The organism is Nocardioides sp. DN36 (assembly GCF_055380375.1).
Genome location: NZ_AP043823.1, coordinates 1,491,593 through 1,517,195 on the forward strand (window position 1 = coordinate 1,491,593; position 25,603 = coordinate 1,517,195).

Annotated in this window: 23 protein-coding genes; 14 read left to right on the forward strand and 9 right to left on the reverse strand. The window is 71.6% G+C overall.

What is annotated here, in order from left to right; genetic code table 11:
- Positions 1 to 226: 226 nt before the first annotated feature.
- Together ACZ43H_RS08125 and ACZ43H_RS08130 are read left to right on the forward strand one after the other, a co-directional pair.
- Entirely contained in the window at positions 227 to 1,816 is a 1,590-nt protein-coding gene (locus tag ACZ43H_RS08125) for a catalase (RefSeq protein WP_464589232.1), read from the forward strand.
- A 23-nt stretch (positions 1,817 to 1,839) separates the two neighbouring features.
- A complete protein-coding gene (locus tag ACZ43H_RS08130; protein ID WP_464589233.1) occupies positions 1,840 to 2,343 on the forward strand; it encodes a 2'-5' RNA ligase family protein in 504 nt (167 codons plus the stop codon).
- Here ACZ43H_RS08130 and ACZ43H_RS08135 read toward each other — a convergent pair.
- The 3 genes from ACZ43H_RS08135 to ACZ43H_RS08145 are packed head-to-tail and all read right to left on the reverse strand — an operon-like array spanning position 2,320 to position 7,271.
- Positions 2,320 to 4,800, reverse strand: a complete 2,481-nt coding sequence (locus tag ACZ43H_RS08135; RefSeq protein ID WP_464589235.1) for a GcvT family protein — start codon at positions 4,798 to 4,800, stop codon at positions 2,320 to 2,322. The two genes, ACZ43H_RS08130 and ACZ43H_RS08135, sit on opposite strands and share 24 nt — an antisense overlap.
- Positions 4,790 to 5,704, reverse strand: coding sequence for a phosphotransferase (locus ACZ43H_RS08140; protein WP_464589237.1), 915 nt, complete (start codon positions 5,702 to 5,704; stop codon positions 4,790 to 4,792). Before ACZ43H_RS08140 ends, ACZ43H_RS08135 begins: the two co-directional genes overlap by 11 nt.
- A 7-nt stretch (positions 5,705 to 5,711) precedes the next feature.
- Complete coding sequence (locus tag ACZ43H_RS08145; protein WP_464589239.1) at positions 5,712 to 7,271, reverse strand: amino acid permease; 1,560 nt, start codon at positions 7,269 to 7,271, stop codon at positions 5,712 to 5,714.
- 203 nt (positions 7,272 to 7,474) lie between these two features.
- Between ACZ43H_RS08145 and ACZ43H_RS08150 the strand changes: the two genes are divergently transcribed.
- The 8 genes from ACZ43H_RS08150 to ACZ43H_RS08185 all read left to right on the forward strand — a co-directional run bounded on the left by ACZ43H_RS08150 (position 7,475) and on the right by ACZ43H_RS08185 (position 15,041).
- On the forward strand, positions 7,475 to 8,209 hold the full coding sequence (locus tag ACZ43H_RS08150; protein WP_464589240.1) for a FadR/GntR family transcriptional regulator: 735 nt from the start codon (positions 7,475 to 7,477) through the stop codon (positions 8,207 to 8,209).
- 27 nt (positions 8,210 to 8,236) lie between these two features.
- Positions 8,237 to 9,619 (forward strand): glutamine synthetase family protein, encoded by a 1,383-nt coding sequence (locus tag ACZ43H_RS08155; protein WP_464589242.1) that lies wholly within the window; start codon positions 8,237 to 8,239, stop codon positions 9,617 to 9,619.
- Complete coding sequence (locus ACZ43H_RS08160; RefSeq protein ID WP_464589244.1) at positions 9,619 to 11,001, forward strand: aldehyde dehydrogenase family protein; 1,383 nt, start codon at positions 9,619 to 9,621, stop codon at positions 10,999 to 11,001. Before ACZ43H_RS08155 ends, ACZ43H_RS08160 begins: the two co-directional genes overlap by 1 nt.
- A 43-nt stretch (positions 11,002 to 11,044) precedes the next feature.
- Positions 11,045 to 11,824: a 3-oxoacyl-ACP reductase gene (locus ACZ43H_RS08165; protein ID WP_464589246.1), complete on the forward strand. Its 780-nt coding sequence runs from the start codon at positions 11,045 to 11,047 to the stop codon at positions 11,822 to 11,824.
- Positions 11,825 to 11,834: 10 nt separating this feature from the next.
- On the forward strand, positions 11,835 to 12,548 hold the full coding sequence (locus tag ACZ43H_RS08170; RefSeq protein WP_464589248.1) for a gamma-glutamyl-gamma-aminobutyrate hydrolase family protein: 714 nt from the start codon (positions 11,835 to 11,837) through the stop codon (positions 12,546 to 12,548).
- Complete coding sequence (locus ACZ43H_RS08175; protein ID WP_464589250.1) at positions 12,545 to 13,342, forward strand: glycerophosphodiester phosphodiesterase; 798 nt, start codon at positions 12,545 to 12,547, stop codon at positions 13,340 to 13,342. The genes ACZ43H_RS08170 and ACZ43H_RS08175 overlap by 4 nt, the downstream gene beginning before the upstream one ends.
- 78 nt (positions 13,343 to 13,420) lie before the next feature.
- A complete protein-coding gene (locus ACZ43H_RS08180) occupies positions 13,421 to 14,380 on the forward strand; it encodes an alpha/beta hydrolase (RefSeq protein ID WP_464589252.1) in 960 nt (319 codons plus the stop codon).
- A gap of 97 nt (positions 14,381 to 14,477) precedes the next feature.
- On the forward strand, positions 14,478 to 15,041 hold the full coding sequence (locus tag ACZ43H_RS08185; RefSeq protein WP_464589253.1) for an RDD family protein: 564 nt from the start codon (positions 14,478 to 14,480) through the stop codon (positions 15,039 to 15,041).
- Between the two features lie 127 nt (positions 15,042 to 15,168).
- Here the strand turns inward: ACZ43H_RS08185 and ACZ43H_RS08190 are convergent, their stop codons facing one another.
- The 5 genes from ACZ43H_RS08190 to ACZ43H_RS08210 all read right to left on the reverse strand — a co-directional run bounded on the left by ACZ43H_RS08190 (position 15,169) and on the right by ACZ43H_RS08210 (position 19,109).
- Positions 15,169 to 15,597, reverse strand: coding sequence for an OsmC family protein (locus ACZ43H_RS08190; protein WP_464589255.1), 429 nt, complete (start codon positions 15,595 to 15,597; stop codon positions 15,169 to 15,171).
- A gap of 265 nt (positions 15,598 to 15,862) precedes the next feature.
- Entirely contained in the window at positions 15,863 to 16,624 is a 762-nt protein-coding gene (locus ACZ43H_RS08195; protein WP_464589256.1) for a sulfite exporter TauE/SafE family protein, read from the reverse strand.
- Positions 16,621 to 17,787: an SPFH domain-containing protein gene (locus tag ACZ43H_RS08200; RefSeq protein WP_464589259.1), complete on the reverse strand. Its 1,167-nt coding sequence runs from the start codon at positions 17,785 to 17,787 to the stop codon at positions 16,621 to 16,623. Before ACZ43H_RS08200 ends, ACZ43H_RS08195 begins: the two co-directional genes overlap by 4 nt.
- A 55-nt stretch (positions 17,788 to 17,842) precedes the next feature.
- Positions 17,843 to 18,304, reverse strand: a complete 462-nt coding sequence (locus ACZ43H_RS08205; protein ID WP_464589261.1) for an NfeD family protein — start codon at positions 18,302 to 18,304, stop codon at positions 17,843 to 17,845.
- 10 nt (positions 18,305 to 18,314) lie between these two features.
- Entirely contained in the window at positions 18,315 to 19,109 is a 795-nt protein-coding gene (locus ACZ43H_RS08210) for an ABC transporter ATP-binding protein (RefSeq protein WP_464589263.1), read from the reverse strand.
- 52 nt (positions 19,110 to 19,161) lie between these two features.
- Here ACZ43H_RS08210 and ACZ43H_RS08215 point away from each other — a divergent pair, with 52 nt between their 5' ends.
- On the forward strand, positions 19,162 to 19,926 hold the full coding sequence (locus ACZ43H_RS08215) for a hypothetical protein (RefSeq protein ID WP_464589264.1): 765 nt from the start codon (positions 19,162 to 19,164) through the stop codon (positions 19,924 to 19,926).
- Between the two features lie 33 nt (positions 19,927 to 19,959).
- A complete protein-coding gene (gene serB, locus ACZ43H_RS08220) occupies positions 19,960 to 21,174 on the forward strand; it encodes a phosphoserine phosphatase SerB (RefSeq protein ID WP_464589265.1) in 1,215 nt (404 codons plus the stop codon).
- A gap of 22 nt (positions 21,175 to 21,196) precedes the next feature.
- On the opposite strand, the gene ACZ43H_RS08225 is transcribed toward serB, so the two are convergent.
- Positions 21,197 to 21,712, reverse strand: a complete 516-nt coding sequence (locus ACZ43H_RS08225; RefSeq protein WP_464589267.1) for a SixA phosphatase family protein — start codon at positions 21,710 to 21,712, stop codon at positions 21,197 to 21,199.
- A gap of 70 nt (positions 21,713 to 21,782) precedes the next feature.
- On the opposite strand from ACZ43H_RS08225, the gene ACZ43H_RS08230 reads away from it, so the two are divergent.
- Together ACZ43H_RS08230 and cphA are read left to right on the forward strand one after the other, a co-directional pair.
- Positions 21,783 to 22,805: a cyanophycinase gene (locus ACZ43H_RS08230; RefSeq protein WP_464589268.1), complete on the forward strand. Its 1,023-nt coding sequence runs from the start codon at positions 21,783 to 21,785 to the stop codon at positions 22,803 to 22,805.
- Positions 22,805 to 25,582 carry a cyanophycin synthetase gene (gene cphA / locus ACZ43H_RS08235; RefSeq protein WP_464589270.1) on the forward strand — a complete coding sequence of 926 codons (2,778 nt, stop codon included), beginning with the start codon at positions 22,805 to 22,807 and terminating at the stop codon, positions 25,580 to 25,582. Before ACZ43H_RS08230 ends, cphA begins: the two co-directional genes overlap by 1 nt.
- Positions 25,583 to 25,603: the final 21 nt, after the last annotated feature.

Consider the following 25,603-nt stretch of genomic DNA (forward strand, 5'->3'; position numbering starts at 1 on the left):
CCAGGCCACCCCGATTGCCGCGCGAGGTCCAGACGAGCCGGTCCAGACAGGGATTGACGGGCGCCGGATCGGGTACGCAGCAGCGTCGCCAGTGACGGCCGCTGCTCCGCTGTCGTCGGTTCCCCGGACCCGCCTGACACGCCCCGACAGGTTTTCTTGACTCGTTCCAGAAACGGGGGCAGGGTCGAGGAACCGCCCCATCCCCAGCAAACCCCGAGGAGAGCCGATGCCCGACCTGCCGCAGCCGACAGATGGCACGTCCGTCGCCACCGCCCCGTCACAGGAGGCGCAGCTGGGATCGACCACCGACAACGGCGCCCCCGCACCCAGCGACCGCAACAGCCTCACGCTCGGCCCCGACGGTCCGATCCTGCTCCACGACGTGCACTTCCTGAACCAGATGGCGCACTTCAACCGCGAGCGCATCCCGGAGCGCAACGTGCACGCCAAGGGCTCGGGTGCCTTCGGCGAGCTCGAGACGACCGAGGACGTCTCGAAGTACACGAAGGCGGCGCTGTTCCAGCAGGGCGTCAGGACCGAGATGCTGGCGCGCTTCTCCACCGTCGCCGGCGAGCAGGGTTCGCCCGACACCTGGCGAGACCCCCGCGGCTTCGCGCTGAAGTTCTACACGAGCGAGGGCAACTACGACCTGGTCGGCAACAACACCCCGGTCTTCTTCGTCCGCGACACCATGAAGTTCCCGCACTTCATCCGCAGTCAGAAGCGGCGCGGGGGCTCGGGCCTGCGTGACAACAACATGCAGTGGGACTTCTGGAGCCTCAACCCGGAGTCGGCCCACCAGGTGACCTACCTGATGGGTGACCGCGGCATCCCGAAGACGTTCCGCCACATGAACGGCTACGGCTCCCACACCTACCTGTGGATCAACGAGGCCGGCGACAAGCACTGGGTGAAGTACCACTTCCACAGCGACCAGGGCGTCGAGGGCCTCACCGACGCCGACGCCACCCGCATCGCCGGCGAGGATGCCGACTTCCACCGTCGCGACCTGTACGACGCCATCGCCCGGCAGGAGTTCCCCAGCTGGACGCTGTCGATCCAGGCGATGCCCTACGAGGACGCCAGGACCTATCGCATCAACCCGTTCGACCTGACGAAGGTGTGGCCGCACAGCGACTACCCGCTGATCAAGGTCGGCACGATGACGCTGAACAGGAACCCGGAGAACTTCTTCGCCCAGATCGAGCAGGCTGCCTTCGAGCCGAGCGCGATCGTCCCCGGCATCGGCTTCTCCCCCGACAAGATGCTGCTCGGGCGGGCCTTCGCCTACTCCGACACGCACCGTTACCGGATCGGCCCGAACTACCTGCAGCTGCCGGTCAACCGCCCGAAGGTGGAGATCAACACCTACACGCAGGACGGACCGATGGCCTACGAGCACCGCTCGGACGACCCGGTCTACGCCCCGAACTCCTTCGGTCGCGGCTACGCCGACGGCGTCGGCGAGGTCGCGGACGGCTGGGAGGCCGACGGGGCGATGGTGCGGCAGGCCTACACGTTGCGGCAGGACGACGACGACTTCTCCCAGGCCGGCGCGCTGGTCCGCGAGGTGTGGGACGACGAGCAGCGCGAGCAGTTCGTGCAGACCGTCGCCGGGCACCTGCTCGCGGGCGTCGAGGGTGACGTCCTCGAGCGCGCGTTCCAGTACTGGCACCACGTGGACGCCGAGTCCGGCAAGAAGATCGAGGAGCTCGTCCGCAGCAAGAACGAGGGCGACATGCCCAGCGGGCAGCCGGAGGCCGCCAAGAGCGACGCGAGCGACCCGGTCGTGGAGAAGGACACGCACGCGGGTTGACCCCGGTCGACCACCCACTGGTCGTGACGCTCCAGCTCGACCAGGACGCCCAGGCACGCTTCGACGCCGAGCGGACCGCGCTGTTCCCGCGTGGCCGCACGGCGGTCGGGGCGCACCTCACGTTGTTCCACGCACTCCCCGGGCCGCTGCGTCAGGACGCCGAGGAGGTTCTCGGCGGGCTCGCCACGACGCCACCGTTCCACGTGGAGGTCACCGACGTCTTCTCGCTCGGGCGCGGCGTCGCCTACCGGCTCCGGGCCCCACGGCTCGACGAGCTCCATCGCCAGATGCAGGAGCGCTGGCGCCCCCACCTGACCCGCCAGGACGGACAGCCGTTGCGTGCCCACGTCACGGTGCAGAACAAGGTCGATCCCGAGGTCGCCCGCGCGACCCTCGACCGGCTCCGCGCGCGGTTCAGGCCGGAGGAGGTGCTGGCCGTGGGCTTGGAGCTGTGGCGCTACGACAACGGCCCGTGGACCCTGTTGACCCGGTGGCCGCTCGGATCAGGCCAGGGGGGCGCGCAGTGAAGCGCGGACGGCGTACCTCTCGCCCGCGACGTCGACCTCGAAGTCGCCGGCCGCCAGCCAGTCGGGCGTGACGGGTTCGTCGCGGGAGACCCACGCCAGGCCCACGCAGGCACCGACGGCCTCGCCCCAGGCCGCGCTCGTCACCTGGCCGACGGGCAGTCCCTCGCGCAGCACGAGCTCGCCGCCCCACAGCATGGGCCGGTCGTCGGCCACCACGAACGACACCAGCCGTCGGCGCGGTCCCGGCTCGCGCATCCGGTCGCGATGGGAGAGCAGGGCGTCCCGCCCCAGGAACGCGACCGGCTCGCCGGTCGGGGACACCTGGTCCAGCCCCGTCGCGAACACCAGGCCCGCCTCGACCGGGGTGACGTCGGGCGTCAGCTCGCGACCGAAGGCGCGGTAGCCCTTCTCCAGCCGCAGGGACTCGATCGCGTAGTACCCGGCGTCCGTCGCACCCTCCGCGCGCACCAGGTCGTAGACGCCGGCCGCCAGCTCCACGGGCACCATCAGCTCCCACCCGAGCTCACCGACGTAGGTCATCCGGGTGGCGCGCAGCGTCGCGAAGCCCAACGGGACGGTCCTGCTGGTTGCGAAGGGAAAGGCCTCGTCTGCCAGGTCCGCGTCGGTCAGCCGCTGCAGGAGCTCACGGGACCGGGGGCCCATCACCCCGAGCACGGCGTACGCCGAGGTGACGTCGGTGATCGTCGCGGCACACCCGTCGGGGCGGTGCCGCCCGATCCAGTCGAGGTCCCGGACGGTGGTCGCCGAGCTGCTGACGAGCAGGAACTCGTCGTGGTCGACCCGGGTGACCGTCAGGTCCGCCTCGTAGGTGCCCCGCCGGTTGAGCAGGGGCGTGTAGACGACCTGTCCCGGCTCCACGTCGACGTCGGCGGCGCAGACCCACTGCAGCCACGCCAGCGCGCCCGGCCCCTGCACGACGTACTTCGAGAACGAGGTCTGGTCGAAGACGGCGACGTCGCCGCGGGTGGCGCGCTGCTCGGCTGCCGACCAGGCCAACCAGGCCGGCTTGCCCCACGTGTAGTCGAGGCGGGCCCGGGCCGGTGACGGGGCGAACACGTTGGGGCGCTCCCACCCCATCCGCGAGCCGAAGACGGCGCCGGCCGCGGCCAGACGCTCGTGCAGCGGGGAGCAGCGGAACGGGCGCGCGGTCTCCAGCTCCCGGTTGGGCCAGGGCACCGCGTAGTGCAGCCCGAGGACCTCGGCGACCCGGGCGCGCAGCAGCCGGTTGTTGGCGTTGAAGGGTGCGAAGCGGCGCACGTCCATGCCCACCAGGTCGGAGGTCGGCTCACCGGCCACGATCCACTCCGCCAGGGCGCGACCGGCGCCCCCGGCGGAGGCGATGCCCACGGAGTTGAAGCCGGCAGCGACGAAGTGGCCACGCAGCCCGGGGGTCTCACCCAGCAGGAACTGGTTGTCGGGCGTGAACGACTCGGGCCCGTTGTAGAACTTGCGGATCCCGGTGTCTGCGAGGGCGGGGATCCGCAGCACGGCCTGCTCCATCAGGACTGCGAAGTGCTCCCAGTCCTCCTCGAGCAGCTGGAACTCGAACGGGTGCGGGAGGCTGTTCGGGGAGCGCCACGGCCGGGCCTGCGGCTCGAAGCCGCCGACGACCAGGCCGCCCACCTCCTCCTTGAAGTAGGTGTAGCCGTCGGGGTCGCGCATGATCGGCAGGTCGGGTTGGACGCCGTCGATGTGCTCGGTGACGACGTAGAAGTGCTCGGCGGAGTGCAGCGGCACGGTCACCCCGGCCCGGTCGCCGAGCGCCTTGGCCCACTGGCCGGCGCAGCTGACCACCACCTCCGCCTCGACCGGTCCCTGGTCGGTCTCGACGCCGGCGACCCGTCGTCCTCCCGGTCCCTGCGCGGTGCGGAACCCGGTCACCCGGACCCGCTCGAGGATCGAGGCGCCCCGCATCCGGGCGCCTCGGGCGAGCGCCATGGTCAGGTCGGTCGGGTTGACCTTGCCGTCGCCGGGGAGCCAGATCGCCCCGCGCAGGTCGCCGACCGTCATGACCGGCCACCGGTCCCGGGCCTGTGCGGGGCTGATCAGCTCGCAGTCCAGGCCGTACGCCGCCGCGTTGGCCGCCGTACGTCGCAGCTGGACCATCCGGTCCTCGGTGCGCGCGACGATGATCCCGCCCACGTTGCGGTAGCCGGTGGCCTGACCGGTCTCGGCCTCGAGCGAGGCGTAGAGCTCGGCCGAGTACTGCACCAGGCGGGTCCCGCTCTCCGACGCCCGCAGCGGGCCGACGAGGCCGGCGGCGTGCCAGGTCGTGCCGCACGAGAGCGTGCCCTGCTCCAGCAGCAGGACGTCGTCCCACCCCAGGTGGGCGAGGTGGTAGGCCACCGAGGCGCCGATGACGCCACCGCCGATGATGACCACGCGGGCCCGGTCGGGCAGCCGGCGCGCCGAGCCCGGTGCCGGCTCAGTCGTCACGGCACAGGTCCTCGAGCAGCCGCGCGAACGCCGGGCTGGAGAAGGTGGCCGCGGCCTTGTCGAACCGTGACTGCCCCCAGGCGAGGAAGTCGTTGTCGATGGGGCTGGCAGCCGCCTGGATCGCGCCCCACAGCGACCAGCCGTACTCCGAGACCACCGACTGGAGCCGCACCCGGGCGAGCTCGTGCCGCGTCAGCCTCCCGAAGTACGCGAGGACCAGCGCCTCGACCCGGTCGTCGTCGAGGTCGCACTCGGTGGCCGTGTTGCCGAGCTCGAAGCAGGCGTCGTTGTTGCCGGAGTACTCGTAGTCGATGACCCAGATGCGGTCCCCGTCGTCGATGAAGTTCGCCGCGAGCAGGTCGTTGTTGCACGGCACGGTGGCGGTCGGTCTCGCCGCGAGCGCGGCGGCCAGCCGAGCGAAGTGCCCCTCGAAGTCGGAGTACCCCGCGAACAGGGGGTAGCCACGCTCGCGGACCGTCGCCAGGTAGCGCGCCTGTCGCCGGACCATGTCGAAGTCGCCGGCGAAGCGGGGGCCCCCGTGCAGCTGACGGCACGCTGCCGCGATCCGCTCGACCATGCCCGTCGCGGCGAAGGAGTCGTTGTCCAGCGTGACGCCGTCGACGTGGTCGATGACCAGCACCCCGAGGTCGGGCAGGTAGTCCACGACGGCGGGCCCCGCCCCCGCGTCCGCCGCCGCCCGGGTGTTGTGGGCCTCCTCGTCGCGGTCGATGCCGAGCAGGTCGGCGTCACCCCGGAACAGCCGGACGACCAGGTCGCGGGTGGGTGTCCGCACGCGCAGGTTGCGGTTCGTCAGCCCGCCGTGCAGGTCGGCCACGGTGCGCGGAAGGCCCTGCAGGACCGGGATCCGGTCCAGCAGGGCCTCCAGCTCGGCGTCCTCCGGCACGACGGGGTCAGGCGTCGAACGCCTCGACGACCGTCTCGTCGATCGTGTGCTTCGGCCCGGTGAACCAGCGCCGGGCCGAGGCGAACCACCAGATCGTGAGCAGCAGCAGCGCACCGAGCGTCACGACCGGCGCGTAGTTCAGGAACTTCCACTCGAACTCGTCGCGGAACGGGTTGGCGGCGGGTGTGGACGGCATCATCAGGTAGATCGACACGATGATGATCTCGGCCACGGCCAGCGGGTTCATCCACTTGTACTTCGAGCCGTTGTTCCACGACCCGACGTCGAACCGGGAGCCGTGCCGCCAGCGCAGGAAGATCGGGATCGCGAACGCCAGGTAGAGGCCGATGACGGCGATCGACGTGACCGCGTAGAAGGCCAGCGGGACCGGCGTACCGCCCACGTCCACCTTGATCAGCGCGGGCAGCGTGAGCAGGGCGCTGACCACGGCGACACCCACCACCGCGTGCGCCGGCACCCGGCTGCCCGTCAGCCGTGACCAGTACTGCGACCCCGGGATGGCACCGTCGCGGCTGAAGGCGAAGGTCATCCGCGAGGCGGACGTCATGCACGAGGTGGCGCAGAAGAACTGCGCCGACGCCGAGATGAACAGGACCAGGGTCGCCCAGTTCTGCCCGAGAGCGCTCAGGAAGATCGGCTGCACGCCCAAGCCGGCCAGCGCGTTGTCCGGCTGACCCTGCGCGTTGTCCGGGATCGCGAACACGACGCAGAGGAGCAGGACGTAGCCGCCGAGGACGGAGTACAGGATCGAGCGCCAGATGCCCTTGGCCGCGGCCGTGGACGCGGCCCCCGTCTCCTCGGAGAGGTGCGCGGACGCGTCGAACCCGGTGATGGTGTACTGCGTCAGCAGGAAGCCGAACGGCACGATCGCGAACCAGAACCCGAGCGAGCTCGTGCTGCCGCCGCCGTACCCCGAGTTGTTGAAGCGTTCGGTGAACACGTAGCTGAAGCTCTGGTGCTGGTCGGGCACGAGCAGCAGGACCACCACGATCGCCAGCGCCCCGACGACGTGCCACCAGACGGAGACGTTGTTCATGATCGCCATCAGGTGCCCGCTGAAGATGTTCAGCAGCGAGATCAGCGCCAGCACGACCACGAAGATGATGAAGACCCGCGTGAGCGAGTAGTCGGCGGCGTAGGAGTCCGAGTAGGTGCTGATGGTCAGGTCGATGAAGGTTGCGCAGCCGTAGGCCACACCTGCGGTCACCGCGACCAGCCCGATCAGGTTGAGCCAGCCGGTGAAGAAGCCGGCGGCCGGGCCGCCCAGCTTCGAGGCCCACCAGTAGATGCCGCCCGACGTCGGGTACGCCGAGACCAGCTCGGACATCGTGAATCCGATGATCAGGATCAGCAGGCCCAGGATCGGCCACGTCCACGAGATCGAGATCGGCCCACCGTTGTTGAAGCCGGCGCCGAAGTTGGTGAAGCAGCCGGCGAGGATCGAGATGATCGAGAAGGAGATGGCGAAGTTGGAGAACTCCGACCAGGTCCGGTTGAGCTCCTGCTTGTACCCGAGCTTCGCCAGGTGCTTCTCGTCTTCCGTCATGTGCGGTGGGACATCGTGTTCCGCGAGGGGTTCGTGTGCTTCAGGCATGTGGCACCTTCTCGGAGTGCGTAGCAACGATTGCTGGGAGGCTAGACCCGGCTCGACCGACCGTCCAGAGCCTTCCGGACCAGTTACGTAAAATTGGTCTGAACTCAGACCATTGGTTCATTGACACTGCCTCTGGGCGACCCGAGGATGGCGGCATGACCGCCTCGCCGGAGCACGACCTCACCGAGGCAGTCCTGCGGCCGGTCCGTGGCCGGCACGCGTTCGAGGCATGCGTGGAGCAGCTCGCCACCACGATCCGTCTGGGGGTCTACCCGCTCGGGTCGACGCTGCCGTCCGAGCGCGAGCTCGCTGCCCGGCTGAACGTCTCGAGGGCCACCCTGCGCGAGGCGATGGCCGCCCTGCGGCAGGCCGGGCTGGTCGAGACCAGGCGGGGCCGCGGCGGCGGCACCGTGGTGACGCTCAAGCCGCGCACGCCCTCGGCCCGTGCGGCCGCGCGGACCTCGCCGGAGCGACGCCGGGAGTGGCTGGACGCACTGGACTTCCGGCGGATCGTCGAGCCCGGCGCTGCCCACCTCGCGGCGCGGGTGCACCTCACCGAGGGTGCACGAGCCCAGCTCGAGGATGCGCACGAGGCCGTCGCAGCCGCCCGCAAGCCGGCCCAGCACCGTCAGGCCGACTCACGCTTCCACCTGACGGTGGCCGCGCTCACCGGCTCGCCTCGCGTGGTCGAGGCCGTGACCTCGGTGCAGGCCACGATGCACGAGATGCTGCTCGCGATCCCGGTCCTGGAGGCGAACATCGCGCACTCCGACCGGCAGCACGCGGCCCTGGTCCGCGCGATCCTGGCCGGCCGGGCCGACCGGGCACGCACGGTCATGGAGGAACACTGCGACGACACCGCCGCGCTGCTGCGCGGACTGGTGGGCTGAGACCCGACCCGACGTCTGGAGAGCGCCTTGAGAACACGCAACCACCGCTACCTCAGCATGGGTGACCTCATCGCCCGGATCGAGGCCGGCGACATCGACACGGTCGTGGTCGCCTTCACCGACATGCAGGGCCGGCTCCAGGGCAAGCGCCTGCACGGCCGCTACTTCGTGGACCACGTCGTCGACCACGGGACCGAGGGGTGCAACTACCTGCTCGCCGTCGACGTCGACATGAACACCGTCGCCGGCTACGCGATCTCCTCGTGGGAGAAGGGCTACGGCGACATGGAGTTCGTCCTCGACGACCAGACGATCCGGATCCTCACGCACCTGCCCGCCACGGCGATGGTCCAGTGCGACCTCGTCTGGCCAGCCGCGGACGGGGCGGGCCACTCCCCCGTGCTGCAGTCCCCGCGGACCATCCTCAAGCGGCAGCTCGACCGGGCAGCGGAGCACGGCTGGGTCGCGCTCGCCGGCACGGAGCTCGAGTTCATCGCCTTCGACACCTCCTACGAGCAGGCCCACGACAGCCACTACCGCGACCTGACGCCGGTCAACCAGTACAACGTCGACTACTCGATCCTCGGCACCAGCCGCGCCGAGCCCCTGCTGCGCAGCATCCGCAACCACATGTACGACGCGGGCCTCGACGTGGAGGGCGCGAAGGGCGAGTGCAACCTCGGCCAGCACGAGATCGGGTTCCTGTACGCCGAGGCGCTGGTCACCGCCGACAACCACGCCGTCTACAAGACCGCCGCCAAGGAGATCGCGGCCCAGCAGGGCAAGGCGATCACCTTCATGGCGAAGTACGACCAGCGCGAGGGCAGCTCGTGCCACATCCACCTCTCGCTGCGCGGCCGGGACGGCGAGCTGGTGTTCTGGGACGCCGAGGCCGGACGACGCTCGCGGCTCTACGACCAGTTCGTCGCCGGGGTGCTGGCCACCGCCGCCGACCTCACCCTGCTCTACGCCCCGAACATCAACTCCTACAAGCGGTTCGCGGACGCGTCGTTCGCGCCGACCGCGATCGCCTGGGGGCACGACAACCGCACCTGCGCCGTACGCCTGGTGGGCGAGGGGGCGGCGGCCCGGATGGAGAACCGGATCCCGGGCGCCGACGTCAACCCCTACCTGGCGCTGGCCGCGATGCTGGCCGGCGGCCTGCACGGCATCGAGAACGAGCTGCCGCTGCCTGACGAGCTGGTCGGCAACGCCTACACCTCGGACCGGCCGCGCGTCCCCTCGACGATGGCCGCCGCCCGGGAGGCGTTCCACGCGTCCACGATCGCGCGCTCGGCCCTGGGCGACGAGGTCGTCGACCACTACGTCAACATGGCCGACGTGGAACTCGCGGCCTACAACGCGGCCGTGACCGACTGGGAGCTCCGACGCGGATTCGAGAGGTTGTGATGGTCTCGACAGGCTCGACCACCGGAGCGGTGGTCCACACCGTGCTCAACCCGGCGACCGGCCGACCGGTCACCGAGGTCCCCCTCGCCTCCCTCGAGGAGGCCGACGACGCGATCGCGCGCGCCCACGAGGCGTTCGGCGCCTGGCGTGCGGTCGCGCCCGGGGAGCGGGCTGCGTTGCTTCGTCGCTTCGCCGCGGTCGTCGACGCCCACGTCGAGGAGCTCGCCGAGATCGAGGTCCGTAACGCCGGGCACACCTGGGGCAACGCGCGCTGGGAGGCCGGCAACGTCCGCGACTGCCTCAACTACTACGCCGGCGCGCCCGAGCGGCTCTTCGGCCGCCAGATCCCGGTCGCCGGTGGCACGGACGTCACCTTCCACGAGCCGCTGGGCGTCGTGGGGATCATCGTCCCCTGGAACTTCCCGATGCCCATCGCGGGCTGGGGCCTCGCCCCCGCCCTCGCGGCCGGCAACACCGTCGTGCTCAAGCCGGCCGAGCTGACCCCGCTGACCGCGATCCGCCTCGGCGAGCTCGCCCTCGAGGCCGGCCTGCCCGAGCACGTGCTCACCGTGCTGCCCGGCAAGGGCACGGTCGTCGGAGAACGCTTCGTGACCCACCCGCTGGTGCGCAAGATCTGCTTCACCGGCTCCACGGCGGTCGGCAAGCGGATCATGGCGGGCTGCGCCGAGCAGGTGAAGCGGGTGACGCTGGAGCTCGGCGGCAAGAGCTCCAACATCGTCTTCGCCGACGCCGACATCCGGGCCGCCGCGGCGGCCGCGCCGTACGCCGTCTTCGACAACGCCGGCCAGGACTGCTGCGCGCGCTCGCGGATCCTCGTCGAGCGGACGGCGTACGACGAGTTCCTGACCCTGCTCGAGCCGGCGGTGACCGGCCTGCGGGTGCTGGACCCCAGCGACGAGGCCAGCGAGATGGGGCCCCTGATCTCGGCCCAGCAGCAGGGCACGGTGCAGGGCTACCTCGACGAGGTCGAGGTGGCGTTCGCCGGGTCGACGCCCGGCGGCGAGGGGTTCTGGGTGCCGCCGAGCGTGGTGACGACCGAGGACCCGTCCGCCCGGATCTGGCGTGAGGAGGTCTTCGGTCCGGTGGTCGCCGTGATGCCCTTCGACGACGAGGCGCACGCCGTCGAGCTCGCGAACGACACGGAGTACGGCCTCTCCGGGTCGATCTACACCGCCGACCTCGGTCGTGGGCTGCGGGTCGCCCGCGCGGTCGAGGCCGGCAACCTCAGCGTGAACTCCCACTCCTCGGTGCGCTACTGGACACCGTTCGGCGGCTACAAGCAGTCCGGTCTGGGCCGCGAGCTCGGACCGGACGCGCCCATGGCGTTCACCGAGGAGAAGAACGTCTTCATCGCCCACTGAGGGTCTCGAGACGCTCGCCCTCCAACCACCGGAAAGGCAAGACATGGCAGGACGCATCCAGGGCAAGGTCGCCGTCGTCACCGGAGGCTGCTCCGGGATCGGGCTCGCGACCGTGCAGCGCTTCGTCGAGGAGGGTGCCAAGGTCGTCATCGGCGACATCGACGAGCAGCGCGGCCACGAGCTCGTGGGCCAGCTGGGCGGGCCCGACCTCGCGACGTTCGTGAAGGTCGACGTCACCGACAAGGAACAGGTGGACGCCCTGTTCCAGACCGCGAAGGACACCTACGGGTCGGTCGACATCGCCTTCAACAACGCCGGCATCTCACCGCCGGAGGACGACTCCATCCTCGACACCGACCTCGACGCGTGGCGGCGCGTGCAGGAGGTGAACCTGACCAGCGTCTACCTCTGCTGCAAGGCAGCGCTCCCCCACATGCTGGAGCAGGGATCGGGGTCGATCATCAACACCGCCTCGTTCGTCGCGGTGATGGGCGCGGCGACGTCGCAGATCTCCTACTCCGCGTCGAAGGGCGGCGTGCTGTCCATGTCGCGCGAGCTCGGCGTGCAGTTCGCGCGGCAGGGCGTGCGCGTCAACGCGCTGTGTCCGGGACCGGTGAACACCCCGCTGCTGCAGGAGCTCTTCGCCAAGGACCCCGAGCGTGCCGCGCGGCGCCTCGTGCACGTGCCGATGGGTCGCTTCGCCGAGCCCGCGGAGATGGCGAACGCCGTGCTGTTCCTGGCCTCCGACGAGTCCAGCTTCATCACCGCCAACACGTTCCTGGTCGATGGCGGCATCTCGGGCGCCTACGTCACGCCGCTGTGAGGAGGCCGACGTGGCCACACCGGTCATCGGGCTGACCACCTACCGCGAGCACGCCGCTTGGGGCGTCTGGCGACAGCACGCCGACGTGCTGCCCGCGCAGTACGCCACCGCGGTCGAGTCGACGGGGGGCGTCCCGCTGCTGCTGCCCCCGGTCGCCCAGGTGGAGGCGGCGGTCGACGTCGTCGACCGCCTCGACGCGCTCGTGATCAGCGGCGGCGCCGACATCGACCCGACCCGGTACGGCGCGGACCCGCACCCCCGCACCGCCGGCTGGCGCGAGGACCGTGACGCGTGGGAGGTGGCGCTGCTCGACGCCGCGGACGCCGCCCGCCTCCCGGTGCTGGGGATCTGCCGGGGGATGCAGCTGATGGCCGTGCACGCAGGTGGCTCGCTGCACCAGCACACCCCTGACGTGGTCGACCACGATGAGCACAGCCCGGGCGGCGACGCCTACGGCACGATCGAGGTGGGGACGGTCCCCGGCAGCCGGGTCGCGAGCCTGGTCGGCGACCGGCTGACCGTCAGCTGCCACCACCACCAGTCCGTGAGCGAGCACCCCGGGTACGTCGCCTCCGCGCACGCCTCCGACGGCACCGTCGAGGCGATGGAGACCGACGGTGACCGGTTCTGCGTCGCGGTGCAGTGGCACCCCGAGACCGCCGCCGACGTCGGCCTGCTGGCGGGTCTGGTGCGCGCCGCGGCCACCCGAGCAGCAGCGCGGTGACCCGGAGCACGCCCCCGAGGCGAGTGCTCGTCAGTGCGCACCGCGCCGGCTGGGGCGGGGACCCGACGAGGGAGAACACGCATGCCGCCCTAGACGCGGTGGCCGGGAGCGGCGCCGACTACGTGGAGGTCGACGTGCGCAGGCTGGGTGACGGCAGCCTGGTGCTGAGCCACGAGCCCTGGGTGTCGGTGGAGGGCGTGCGGCTGCCGCTCGAGGCGCTCGGGGCCGAGGAGCTCGCCTCGGTGGCCCCGGACGCGCTGTCCCTCGAGGACGCGCTGGACCTGCTGGCCGGCCGCGCGCGTGTGCACCTCGACCTCAAGATGGGGTCCTCCGTCCCGGGGCACGGCACCGCGCCGCACGTGCTCGCGACGTCGCTGGCCGTGCAGGCGCTGGGCGCGGAGAACGTGCTCGTGACCACCGGCAGCGTGGCGGCGGTGCGCGCGGTCCGGGCATGGTCGCGCACCGCCGGTCGCGACGTACGGACCGCCCTGTCCGTGGGCGGGTCGGTCGCCGGTCGGCCCCTCGGTGCGCAGCTGAGGATGCGCCGCGACCAGCTGTTCCCGGCGGCCCGCCTCGAGCGCTCCGGGGCCGGCGCCGTCGCCGCGCAGCACTGGCTGGCCCGGCTCGGCGTGGCGCGGCACGCCCACCGCGCGGGACTCCCCCTGGTCGTGTGGACCGTGGACAGCCCCCGCGCGCTGCGCTACTGGCTCCGCCCGGGCCAAGCCTGGCTGGTCACGACCAACCGGCCCGAGCTCGCCCTCGCGATCCGTGCCGCGAGCGAGTCGCGAGCGTGATGCGGAGCGTGTCACAGCCGCTCGGGGGGCACGCGGACCACGGATCTGGGGCGGTGCGTCGGGTGAGAGACTGCGGCCATGTCCCTGGAGCAGGTCACCGACGTCCTCGGCGAGCCCTACCTCGCGGAGACCATGGAGTTCCCGCCCGACGACGAGGGCGCGGTCGTCGCGACGCTGGTGTCGCGCCCGGCGGACACGCCGAGCTCGCGCGCCGTCCTGCACGTGCACGGCTTCGCGGACTACTTCTTCCAGACCGGGTACGCCGAGTGGTGGAACGCCCGCGGCTACGACTTCTACGCCGTGGACCTGCGCAAGTACGGCCGCTCGATCCGCCCCCACCAGACACCGAACTTCATCACCGACCTCCGCGACTACTTCCCCGACCTCGACGCCGCGTGGTCGCGGATCACCAACCGCGACGGGCACGACCACGTCGTGCTCAGTGCCCACTCGACCGGCGGGCTCGTGCTGCCGCTGTGGGCCCACGAGCGGGGTGGTGACCTCGACGCGCTCGCGGGGATGGTCCTCAACTCGCCGTGGCTCGACCTCCAGGGCTCGGCCCTGCTCCGCACGGTCGGCACCGCGGTGATCAAGCAGCTCGGCCGCCGTCGCCCGATGCGCGAGATCCCGCGCCGGGTGGACGGCCTCTACGCCCGCAGCCTGCACCGCGACCACGACGGTGAGTGGGAGTTCGACCTCAGCTGGAAGCCGCTGAAGTCCTGGCCGGTCTTCGCGGGCTGGCTGGCGGCCATCCGGCACGGCCACGCCGAGCTGCACCGGGGTCTGGACGTCCGGTGCCCGGTCCTGGTCCTCAGCTCGGACCGGTCGACGCTGCCGAGCGCGATGGGCGAGGACGTGCACAGCCACGACATCGTCCTCGACGTCGAGCACATCCGCCGCTGGTCCACGGCGATCGGCCGCCACGTCACCTACGCCGCCGTCCCCGGGGCACGCCACGACGTCGTCCTCTCGCTGCCCGGCCCGCGCGCCGCGGCGTACGACGAGATCAGCCGCTGGCACGCGGCGTACGTCGGCTGACCGTGGCTCGGGACACCGCCCCGGTGGCAGCAAGGCTCCGCGATACCTACGCTGGTGGCCACGCGCCCGACCCGGGCGCCCGTCGCAGGAGACCAGCATGATCGGCCAGACACCGCCTCCCGGCCCCGGTCAGCCCACGACGAGCCCCACCCCGGGCCCGGTGACGGGCACCCGCCCCGGTGAGCTCTGGGACCGCTTCCTCGCCCGCGTCGTCGACGGCATCCTGCTCGCCGTCGTCAACGGCACCGTGGTGTACGGGATCGTCGTCGGCGCGATCCTCGGCGACAGCGAAGGCTTCCGCTACGGGACCGGTGACTACGGCGCCGCGGCGGTCTCCGCGATCCTGGGCGCGGGTCTCTACCTCGCCTACTTCGGCATGCTCGAGTCGAGTCGGGGCCAGACCGTGGGCAAGATGGTGATGAGGCTGCACGTGCTCGGCCCACAGGGCGGCAACCCGACGCTGGAGCAGTCGCTGCGCCGCAACATCTGGGTGGCCTTCGGCGTGCTCGGCGTCATCCCGCTCGTCGGCGGGGTCCTGGGCGGGCTGGCCTCACTGGTCGCGGTCGTCGCGATCGCCGTGGGGATCAACGGTGACAGCGTCGACCGTCAGGGCTGGCACGACAGGTTTGCGGGCGGCACGCGGGTGGTCACCGAGGGCTGAGGCCTCCCGCGGGCACGGCGCCCTCGCCGGTGTCCCTGTCCCGCACGGATCCAGGGGCCACCCTGCGTGGCACGAGTGCGACACCGGTCTGCGACGTCTGGGCAGGACGCACTTCTCCAGAAGAGCGTCAGCCTCCGGTCGGGACGACCTCGGAGGCTGCGAGCCGCACCTGGCCCCCGGTACGGATCGCAGACGGCACCTCAGCGATCTCTTCCACGTGCGCGACCAGGCTCTCCAGCTCGGCTCTCGAAGCATCGCCTTCCACATGGATCCGGTACTCGATGCCCGTCGACGCGCAAGGGCTCCCTGCGAAGCCGCCGTCGGCCGAGACCCTGATCTGCGACAGGGTGATTCCCCTGGCCCGGGCCTCTCTGATCAGGTCGTTGTAGACGCAGCCGGCCACCGCCAGGTGCAGAAGGTGTCCGCCGGTGAACTCCTCGAGCGAGAACTGTGCCCGCGTCCTCGAGCGCGCATTCCGGAACTCCACCACGAGAGGACCTGCATCCTCCAGCGTTCCGTCGCCTGCCGTGGCAACCACCGCTTCGTAACTGTCCATGGCGTGATGATGGCCGTGGGCACGCGTCCCTGTCTCGCGTCGGCGTCAGCGAACGCTCGGGCCGCGGCAGGTCCGCGCGCCTGACGACCAGGTTCAGCGCGGACGTCGTACGGGGTGGCTGTTCCTGCGACCAGGACGTACGACGTTGCGGGGGACGTCCTACGAAGCGGCGGTCCAGCCGACCGCTTCGTATGACGTCCCCTCGGAGGGGCGCACGTCATCTCTGCCGATGAGTACGCCTCGATCCCGACAGGGACACGTCCGCTCAGACGAGGAAGGCCGCGAGGGCTGCGACGCCCACCAGCACGATCACCGACCGCAGCACCAGCGGCGGAAGGCGTCGCCCCACCGTGGCGCCGATCTGGCCACCGATGATGGAGCCGACGCCGATCAGAGCGACGATCCACCAGTCGACGTCCGCGACCAGGATGAACAGCAGGCCGGCGACCCCGTTGACCACCGCGGCCAGCACGTTCTTGACCGCGTTGAGGCGCTGCAGCGCCTCGTCGAGGCCGATGCCGAGGATGGCCATCAGCAGCACGCCCTGGGCGGCGCCGAAGTAGCCGCCGTAGACACCGGCGAGCAGCACGCCCGGCCACACCCACCATGCACCGTGGTGCGGCAGGCCGCCCGCGGCCTCGTGCCGGCGCGCCACCCAGACCGAGATCCTGGGCTGGAACACCACCAGGACCAGGCCCAGCAGGATCAGCGCGGGCACGATCGCCGCGAAGGCCTCCGCCGGCAGCACCAGCAGCAGCAGCCCGCCCGCGAGGCCACCGAGCAGGGAGGCGACGGACAGGCGCAGCACCCGGCTGCGCTGCCCGGACAGCTCGCGGCGGTAGCCGACGGCCCCGGAGACCGAGCCGGGCACCAGCCCCACCGTGTTGGACACGTTCGCGGTCACCGGAGGCACACCGAACGCCAGCAGGGTCGGGAACGTGATCAGCGTTCCCGACCCCACCACGGTGTTGATGGTGCCGGCGGCGACCCCTGCGAGCAGGATCGCCGTCATCTCGAACAGGCTCACGGGGTCGCGGGTGCCTCCGGGTCCTCCGGCAGGTCGGCCGGCGGGACGTCGCCCGGGGCGACCGCGGGGTCGGTGCCGAGCGCGGCTGCTCCCCTGCCGGGGTTGGCCGCGCTGGCAGCCTCGGCGATCGCGGCCTCGACCGCGGCGTTGGCCTTCCTGAGCTCGGTGTCCCCGGCCTCGCCGGCGCCGGTCAGCGTCGCGGGCTCGGAGCTCCCCATGTCGACCCGCGTCTTCGGTCCCTCGACCTGCTGGGGGATCCCCTGCAGGTTGTTCATCGTGGAGCCCAGGCCCTCCAGGGCCTTGCCGATCTCGCTGGGCACGATCCAGAGCTTGTTCGCCCCGCCCTCGGCGATCTTCGGCATCATCTGGAGGTACTGGTAGGCCAGCAGCGACTGGTCGGGGTTGCCGTCGTGGATGGCCTGGAAGACCGTCTGGATGGCCTGGCCCTCACCCTGCGCCCGCAGGATCGAGGACTCCCGGTCGGCCTGGGCCCGCAGGATCTGGGACTCGCGCGCACCCTCGGCGTTCAGGATCGAGGACTGCTTGGAGCCCTCGGCCGTCAGGATGGCCGCCTGCCGCTGGCCCTCGGCGGTGAGGATGACGGCGCGCTTCTCGCGGTCGGCGCGCATCTGCTTCTCCATCGAGTCCTTGATGGACGGCGGCGGGTCGATGCCCTTCAGCTCGACGCGGTTGACCCGGATGCCCCACTTGCCGGTGGCCTCGTCGAGCACACCGCGCAGGCCGGAGTTGATCTGGTCGCGGCTGGTCAGCGTCTCCTCCAGGTCCATGCCACCGACGATGTTGCGCAGCGTCGTCATGGTGAGCTGCTCGATCGCCTGGATGTAGTTGGCGATCTCGTAGGTCGCGGCGATCGGGTCGGTGACCTGGAAGTAGATGACCGTGTCGATGGACACCACCAGGTTGTCCTCGGTGATCACCGGCTGCGGCGGGAAGCTGACGACCTGCTCGCGCAGGTCGATCAGGTAGCGCACCCGGTCGATGAACGGCACCACGATGTTCAGGCCCGCGGGCAGCGTCTGCTTGTACTTGCCGAAGCGCTCCACGATGCCGGCCCGTGCCTGCGGCACGATCCGCACCGTCTTGGCGAGCAGCACGATGATGAACAGGAACAGCAACGCCAGCAGGACCAACAGGACCGTCATGGCGCTCCTCTCAGGTTGATGGGATCAGGACACGGGGGTCTGGGTGGTGCCGGGCTCAGGGCTCCAGCGTCGGCACGGGGTGGACGTAGGCGGTGGCACCGCGGATCTCGAAGACCTCGACGGTCTCGCCCGGTGTGATGGTCAGGTCCTCGTCGTACGGCGCCGCCGACCAGATCTCGCCCGCCAGGCGGATCCGGCCGGGCTCCATGGCGGTGATCCGCTCGGTGACGACGCCGCGCTGGCCCACGAGCTTGCCGTGACCGAGCCGGAGCTCCGGCCCGCTGTGCAGCCGCTTGACGATGTTCGGCCGCACCAGCGCGAGCATCGCGACCGAGGCACCCGCGGCGACGAGCACCTGGAGGACGAACGCGCCACCGACGAGGCCGGTGAGCATCCCGGCGACCGCGCCGACGGCGAGCATGATCAGGATCAGGTCGAGGCTGAACATCTCAGCCACGCCGAGGGCGGCGGCCAGTGCCAGCCACGCCGCCCACTGGTTGTCCCCCAGCCAGTCCATGTCGTCGACTCTATCGGTGCCGCGGTCGGCGACGCGCCGCAAAACGGCCGTCCTCACGACTCAGCACCAGCGGCATCCCGAAGGTCGCCGAGAGGTTCGCCTCGGTGACCACGTGGTCGAGCAGCCCGGAGGCGACGACGCGGCCCTCGCGCAGCATCAGGGCGTGCGTGAAGCCCGGCGGGATCTCCTCGACGTGGTGCGAGACCAGGACGGTCGCGGGAGAGTCGGGGTCCATGGCGAGCACCGAGAGCGTGGAGACGAGGTCCTCGCGTCCACCGAGGTCGAGCCCGGCCGCCGGCTCGTCGAGCAGCAGCAGCTCGGGATCGGCCATCAGGGCGCGGGCGATCTGCACCCGCTTGCGCTCGCCCTCGCTGAGGGTGCCGAAGGTGCGGTCGGCCAGGTGCTGGGCGCCCACCTCCACGAGCAGGCTGGTGGCGCGCTCGTGGTCGAGCCCGTCGTAGGACTCGCGCCAGCGTCCGACGACGCCGTACGACGCGGAGACCACCACGTCGTGGACCCGCTCGTGCCGCGGGATCCGCTCCGCGAGCGCGGCGCTGGTCAGCCCGATCCGGGGGCGCAGCTCGAACACGTCGACCGTGCCGAGGACCTCCTCGAGGATGCCGGCGACACCCGCGGTCGGGTGGATCTGGGCGGCGGCGACCTGCAGCAGCGTGGTCTTCCCGGCGCCGTTGGGACCGAGGATCACCCAGCGCTCGTCCTCCTCGACGGTCCAGGACACCTGGTCGAGCAGCGTCGCCTGGCCGCGCCGGACGGTGACGTCGGCGAACTCCAGCACGGCGGTCATGAGCGTCACCCTATCCATCCCCGAGAGAGCGGCGAGCGTATCCTCCCCGGCCGTGGGCACCACACTTCCGGCCTCCTGCCGCCTCGCCTGGTGGGCGACGTCCTGGCTGCGCGGTCACGTCGTGACCGACCTCCTCGTCGACGCCGTGCTCGACGGCGACGCCACCCACGCAGTGGCGGGCCTGACCGGCGCCGGCGTGTCCGGCGACGACGTCACCGAGACGCTCGTGGTGGGCCTGGGCAGGCTGCGCGCGGCGGGCGCGCACGGGTTCGGGGCCGCGCTGCCCGTGGACGGGGACCCGGTCGGTCTGGGCGGGCCCCGCGACTTCAACGCCGCGGCCCTGGAGACCGGCGAGGCGGTGGTGGTCCCCGGCGCCGGGCCCGGCGGGGGCGCCGTCGGCCTGGTGCCGGTCCGGGTCGGGGCGGCCATCACGTGGACCGCGCTCCCGGCCGAGCGCCGCCAGCTGCCCGACGTCGGTGAGGCCGACCGGACGCTGCGCGCGGCGCTGCTGGAGACCGCCGACGGCCTGGCCCGTCTCGACGTGGCCCGGTGGCGTCCCGAGGTGGCCGACCGGTTGATCGACCTGCGGCACCGACCGCACGTCGAGGCACCCGACGGCGTGCCGCCCCGGTGCGTGGAGCTCGCCGCCCGCGGGTTGCAGGCCGTCGAGATCGTGGACCTCGCGCTCGAGGACGACGGCGGCGCCATCACGGCCTACGAGATCGAGGCGCGCCGGGCGGCGCTGCAGCCGCTCGAGCGTGCGGGGCGGCGCGCCCTGGTCGCCGCGTGCTCGCCCGAGGTGTGGCCGCCCGCGTAGCCGACCCCTCCTCGGGCGATAGCCTCGGCGGCGATGACCGACCACACCCCCGAGACCCTGCTCATCACGCTCACCGGCAAGGACCGGCCCGGCGTGACGTCGTCGATCTTCGCGACCCTCTCGCGGGCCGGGGTCGAGGTCGTCGACCTCGAGCAGATCGTGCTGCGGCGCCGACTCATCCTCGGCGTGCTGGTGACCGCGCCGCGGGACTGGAAGAAGCTCCGCGACGCGGTCGAGGAGACCGCCGAGGCGCTGGGCATGAGCGTCGACGTCGAGCGCGGCGTCGGCGACAACAAGAGCCGCCGCGGCGGCCGGGCGCACGTCACCGTGATCGGCACCCCCCTCAAGGCCTCGTCGATGGCGGCCGTCGCCGGCCGGATCGCCGACTCGGGCGCCAACATCGACCGGATCGAGCGGATGGCGCGCTACCCCGTGACCGCGATCGACCTGCACGTGTCGGGCACCGACCCCGAGGCACTGCGGACGGTGCTGGCCGCCGAGGCCGCCCGGCAGGGGATCGACATCGCGGTGCAGCCCGCCAACCTGCTGCGCCGCGGCATGCGCCTGATCGTGATGGACGTCGACTCGACCCTCATCCAGGGCGAGGTGATCGAGATGCTCGCGGCGCACGCCGGCTGCGAGGAGGAGGTCGCGCGGGTCACCGAGGCGGCCATGCGCGGCGAGATCGACTTCGAGGAGTCGCTGCGCTCCCGGGTCGCGCTGCTCGCCGGGGTCGAGGAGTCCGCCCTCGACGAGGTGTACGACGCGATCGTGCTCGCCCCCGGCGCCCGCACCATGGTGCGGACCCTGCGCCGGCTGGGCTACCGCTTCGCGATCGTCTCGGGCGGCTTCAGCCAGGTCACCGACCGGCTCGCCGCGGACCTCGGGATCCACTTCTCGCGCGCCAACGAGCTGGAGATCGTCGACGGCCGGCTCACCGGCCGCATCCTGGGCGCCGTGGTCGACCGGGCCGGCAAGGCCGCCGCACTGCGCCAGTTCGCGGCCGAGGTCGGGGTCAGCGAGGCGTCGGTGATCGCGATCGGCGACGGCGCCAACGACCTCGACATGCTGAACGCCGCGGGGCTCGGCATCGCCTACAACGCCAAGCCGGTGGTGCGCGACGCCGCCGACACCTCGGTCAACGTGCCGTACCTCGACGCCATCATGTACCTCCTCGGGATCTCCCGGGAGGAGATCGAGGCGGCCGACGCCGAGGCCGGGATCGTGACGCCGGCTCCCCCGGTCTGACTCCCGGTCGCGCCGGTCGGGCTCAGTCGCCGCCGGCGCGGAAGGCCGTGAGGCGGGCGGTGCCGGCGTCCAGGTCGGCCCAGACGCCGTCGTACTCGAAGAGCGTCACGGCACCGGCCGGGTAGCCCATCGCCATCCGGTTGGCGGCGTCCTGGTCCCCCTCGCCGTCGTCGAGGAGGTTGGCGAGGTAGGCGATCGTCGGGTTGTGGCCGACGACGACCAGGGTGCCGGCCGCCTCCGGCGTGAGCCGCATCAGGTCGAGGGCCGTCTCCGGCCCCGCGTTGTAGAGCCCCTGGTCCACACAGGCCTCGAGGACCCACCCGGCCGCACTCGCGACCAGCTCCCAGGTCTGGCGGGTGCGGGTGGCGGCGGACACCAGCGCGTGCTCGGGCCGGACGCCTTCCGAGGCCAGCCAGGCGCCTGCCGCGAGCGCGTCCTGGCGCCCCTGCTCGACGAGCTCGCGCTCGATGTCACTGGCGGCCAGCTGCTCGGCCGTGGCGTGGCGGATGACGACGATCCGGCGCGTCTGCTGCTGCACGGCAGCACTCTCACATGCCGCCGGTCACCTGTCATGCCCCACCCCGGGGTGATGCCCTAGCCTCCCTGTCATGCCCAGAGGACCCCTCATGATCATCGGCGGCGCCGAGGACAAGCTCGGCAAGCGCGCGATCCTCAAGGAGTTCGTGGCCGCCAGCGGTGGCGAGCGGGCCAGGATCGCCGTGATCCCGACCGCGTCGTCGCTGGGTCCCGAGGTGGTCGAGGTCTACGACGCGCTGTTCCGCAAGCTCGGCGCCGCCGACGTGGTCGCCGTACGCCCGGAGAGCCGGGAGGAGGCCCACGACCCCCAGCTCGCGGCCCGGATCGCGGGGGCGACCGGCGTCTTCATGACCGGGGGCAACCAGCTCAAGCTGTCCGCGATCGTGTGTGGGACGCCGCTCGCGGACGCGATCACCGACGCCCACGAGCGGGGCGTCGTCGTCGGTGGCACCAGCGCCGGCGCGAGCATCCAGTCCAGCCACATGGTCGCGTTCGGCGGGCCGGGATCGACGCCCAAGCAGCGGATGACCCAGGTGGCCGCCGGGCTCGGCCTGCTGGACTCGACGGTCATCGACCAGCACTTCGACCAGCGCAACCGCTACGGTCGGTTGCTGATGATCGTGGCCCAGTCACCCCAGCTGCTCGGGATCGGTGTCGACGAGGACACCGCGGCCGTCGTCGAGCACGTGGACGACCGTGAGGTCCTCAGCGTGGTCGGGCGCGGCGCGGTCACGGTGTTCGACCCCTCCCGGATCGTCACCAACGCCTACGAGGCCCGGCGCTCCTCCGCGCTGCTGGCCAGCGGCGTGGTGCTGCACATCCTCCCCGAGGGCTCGCGGTTCGACCTCACCACCCGCTCGCTGGTCCAGCCGCCAGGTCACGTCGACCCTGCCGAGGCGGCGGACCTCGCGGAGGCGGGCGAGGACCTGCGTGACCTCGCCCGTGACATCGCCGCCGCAGACGCCTCGCCCAGCGCGCTGCGACGGCGGCTGGCCCGCAGCAGGAAGAAGCCCGCAGCGCGCACCGACGCCCCCCACACCGAAGCAGGGACCGCCCCCCGGCAGCCCGGCCACGAGCAGGACGGAGCCTCCTGATGACCGAACGCCCCACCCCCGACCTGGCGATCATCGAGACGCGGGTCTACCGCGGCGCCAACGTGTGGTCCTACGACCGGGCGATCCACCTCGTGGTCGACCTCGGCTCCCTGGAGAAGTTCCCCACCAACACCATCCCCGGGTTCACCGACAACATCCTGCAGATGCTGCCGGGCCTGCGTGAGCACTCCTGCTCGCGCGGTCGCCGGGGCGGGTTCGTGGAGCGCCTCAACGAGGGCACCTGGCTCGGCCACGTCGCCGAGCACTGCGCGCTGGCCCTGCAGCAGGTGGTGGGCCACGACGTACGCCGCGGCAAGACGCGGCAGGTCAAGGGCCGCACCGGCGTCTACAACGTGGTCTTCGGGTACGTCGACGAGCAGGTCGGCCTGGCGGCGGCGAAGCTGGCCGTGCGGCTGGTCAACCACCTCGTCGAGGCCGACCCCGAGTTCGACTGGGACAAGGAGCTCGAGTCCTTCATCCTGCGGGCCGAGCGGACCGCCTTCGGCCCCTCGACCCAGGCCATCCTCGACGAGGCCGTCTCGCGGGACATCCCGTGGATCCGGCTCAACCAGTACTCCCTGGTCCAGCTCGGCCAGGGCGTCCACGCCAAGCGCATCCGCGCCACCATGACCTCGGCGACCTCCGCGATCGCCGTCGACATCGCCTCCGACAAGGACCTCACCACGCGGCTCCTCGGTGCGGCCGGGCTGCCCGTGCCGAAGCAGGAGTCGGTGCGCACCGCCGACCAGGCCGTGCGCGTCGCCGAGCGGATCGGCTACCCCGTCGTCGTGAAGCCGCTGGACGGCAACCACGGCCGCGGCGTCTGCCTGGACCTCCAGGACGAGAAGGAGGTCCGAGAGTCCTTCGACATCGCCAGGGACCAGTCCCGCCGCGGCGTCGTGATCGTGGAGTCCTTCGTGACCGGCAAGGACTACCGCTGCCTGATCATCGACGGCAAGGTCGCCGCGATCGCCGAGCGGGTCCCGGCGTCGGTCACCGGTGACGGGATCAGCACGGTCGAGCAGCTCGTCGACACCGCGAACGCCGACCCGCGGCGCGGCGTCGGGCACGAGAAGGTGCTCACCCGGATCAAGGTCGACGACGCCGCGGTCGAGCTGGTGCGCGAGCAGGGCTTCGCGATGACCGACGTCCCTCCGGAGGGCACGGTGGTCAAGCTGGCGCTCACCGCGAACATGTCCACGGGCGGCATCTCCATCGACCGCACCTTCGAGGCGCACCCGGAGAACGTCGAGATCGCCGAGGAGGCCGCCCGGATGGTGGGCCTCGACATCGCAGGCATCGACTTCATCTGTCCCGACATCACCGAGCCGGTCCGCGAGACCGGCGGGGCGATCTGCGAGGTCAACGCCGCGCCGGGCTTCCGGATGCACACCCACCCGACGATCGGCGAGCCGCAGTTCATCGCCAAGCCGGTGGTGGACATGCTGTTCCCGCCGGGTGCCACGTCGCGGATCCCGATCGTGGCGGTGACCGGCACCAACGGCAAGACCACGACGTCGCGGATGATCTCCCACATCTTCAAGGGCATGGGCCGCAAGGTCGGCATGACCTCCACCGACGGCGTCGTCATCGACGAGCGCCTCGTGATCCGCTCCGACGCCTCCGGGCCCCGGTCGGCGCGGATGGTGCTGCAGAACCCCCGCGTCGACTTCGCCGTCTTCGAGGTCGCCCGCGGCGGCATCCTGCGCGAGGGCCTCGGCTACGAGCGCAACGACGTGGCCGTCGTGCTCAACGTACAGCCCGACCACCTCGGCCTGCGCGGCATCGACACCGTCGAGCAGCTCGCGGACGTCAAGGCGGTCCTGGTCGAGGCGGTCCCCCGCGACGGCCACGCCGTGCTCAACGCCGACGACCCGCTGGTCCGGGAGATGCGCCGGCGCTGCTCGGGCCAGGTCGTGTGGTTCTCGATGGAGGAGCCGGGCTCGGAGGTCCGCGACATGATCGACGCCCACTGCCGCCGCGGCGGCAAGGCGCTGGTCCTCGAGCCCTCCGACCGGGGCGAGATGATCGTCGTCAGGCACGGTCGCCGCGAGATGCAGCTCGCGTGGACCCACCTGCTGCCGGCGACGTTCGGCGGACGCGCCCGGATGAACGTCCAGAACACGCTCGCCGCGGCCGCAGCAGCGTTCGCCGCCGGGGCCCCGCTGCACGACATCCGGCAGGGCCTGCGCAGCTTCTCGACGAACTACTACCTCTCCCCCGGTCGCCTGAACGAGGTCGAGGTCAACGGCGTCAACGTCATCGTCGACTACTGCCACAACGCGCCCGGCATGAAGATGCTGGGTGACTTCGTCGACCGGGTGGGCGAGTCGCTGGCCTCCTCCCACGAGCTGGCGAGGCCCTCGCGGATCGGCATCATCGCCACCGCGGGCGACCGCCGGGACGAGGACATGCGTGAGCTCGGGCAGATCGCGGCCCAGCACTTCGACGTGGTGATCGTCCGCGAGGACGTCGCGCTGCGCGGTCGCGAGCGCGGCGCCACCGCCGGGCTGGTCGTCGAGGGGGTCAAGGCCGCGATGGCCGAGGGGTCGCGCTGCAAGCAGGTCGAGCAGGTCCTCGAGGAGATCGAGGCGGTCCGGCACGCGATGAGCCGGGCCAACCGGGGCGACCTGGTCGTCGTGTGCGTGGACAAGCACGCCGCGGTGATGGCCGAGCTCGAGAGCTGGTCGCACCAGGCGCAAGCGGGCTCGACGATCAACCCCGAGACCCCGGCGGCCGACCCCGACTACGTCCCGGCCAACCCCACCGACGGCTGAGGTTGTCGGCCAGGTCCTGTG

Bases quoted from the DNA above. Each gene is read 5' to 3' on its own strand.
- ACZ43H_RS08125 (WP_464589232.1), top strand. From the start codon at position 227: ATGCCCGACCTGCCGCAGCCGACAGATGGCACGTCCGTCGCCACCGCC.
- ACZ43H_RS08145 (WP_464589239.1), bottom strand. From the start codon at position 7,271: ATGACGGAAGACGAGAAGCACCTGGCGAAGCTCGGGTACAAGCAGGAG.
- ACZ43H_RS08150 (WP_464589240.1), top strand. From the start codon at position 7,475: ATGACCGCCTCGCCGGAGCACGACCTCACCGAGGCAGTCCTGCGGCCG.
- ACZ43H_RS08160 (WP_464589244.1), top strand. From the start codon at position 9,619: ATGGTCTCGACAGGCTCGACCACCGGAGCGGTGGTCCACACCGTGCTC.
- ACZ43H_RS08165 (WP_464589246.1), top strand. From the start codon at position 11,045: ATGGCAGGACGCATCCAGGGCAAGGTCGCCGTCGTCACCGGAGGCTGC.
- ACZ43H_RS08180 (WP_464589252.1), top strand. From the start codon at position 13,421: ATGTCCCTGGAGCAGGTCACCGACGTCCTCGGCGAGCCCTACCTCGCG.
- ACZ43H_RS08185 (WP_464589253.1), top strand. From the start codon at position 14,478: ATGATCGGCCAGACACCGCCTCCCGGCCCCGGTCAGCCCACGACGAGC.
- ACZ43H_RS08190 (WP_464589255.1), bottom strand. From the start codon at position 15,597: ATGGACAGTTACGAAGCGGTGGTTGCCACGGCAGGCGACGGAACGCTG.
- ACZ43H_RS08200 (WP_464589259.1), bottom strand. From the start codon at position 17,787: ATGACGGTCCTGTTGGTCCTGCTGGCGTTGCTGTTCCTGTTCATCATC.
- ACZ43H_RS08205 (WP_464589261.1), bottom strand. From the start codon at position 18,304: ATGGACTGGCTGGGGGACAACCAGTGGGCGGCGTGGCTGGCACTGGCC.
- ACZ43H_RS08210 (WP_464589263.1), bottom strand. From the start codon at position 19,109: ATGACCGCCGTGCTGGAGTTCGCCGACGTCACCGTCCGGCGCGGCCAG.
- serB (WP_464589265.1), top strand. From the start codon at position 19,960: ATGACCGACCACACCCCCGAGACCCTGCTCATCACGCTCACCGGCAAG.
- ACZ43H_RS08230 (WP_464589268.1), top strand. From the start codon at position 21,783: ATGCCCAGAGGACCCCTCATGATCATCGGCGGCGCCGAGGACAAGCTC.
- cphA (WP_464589270.1), top strand. From the start codon at position 22,805: ATGACCGAACGCCCCACCCCCGACCTGGCGATCATCGAGACGCGGGTC.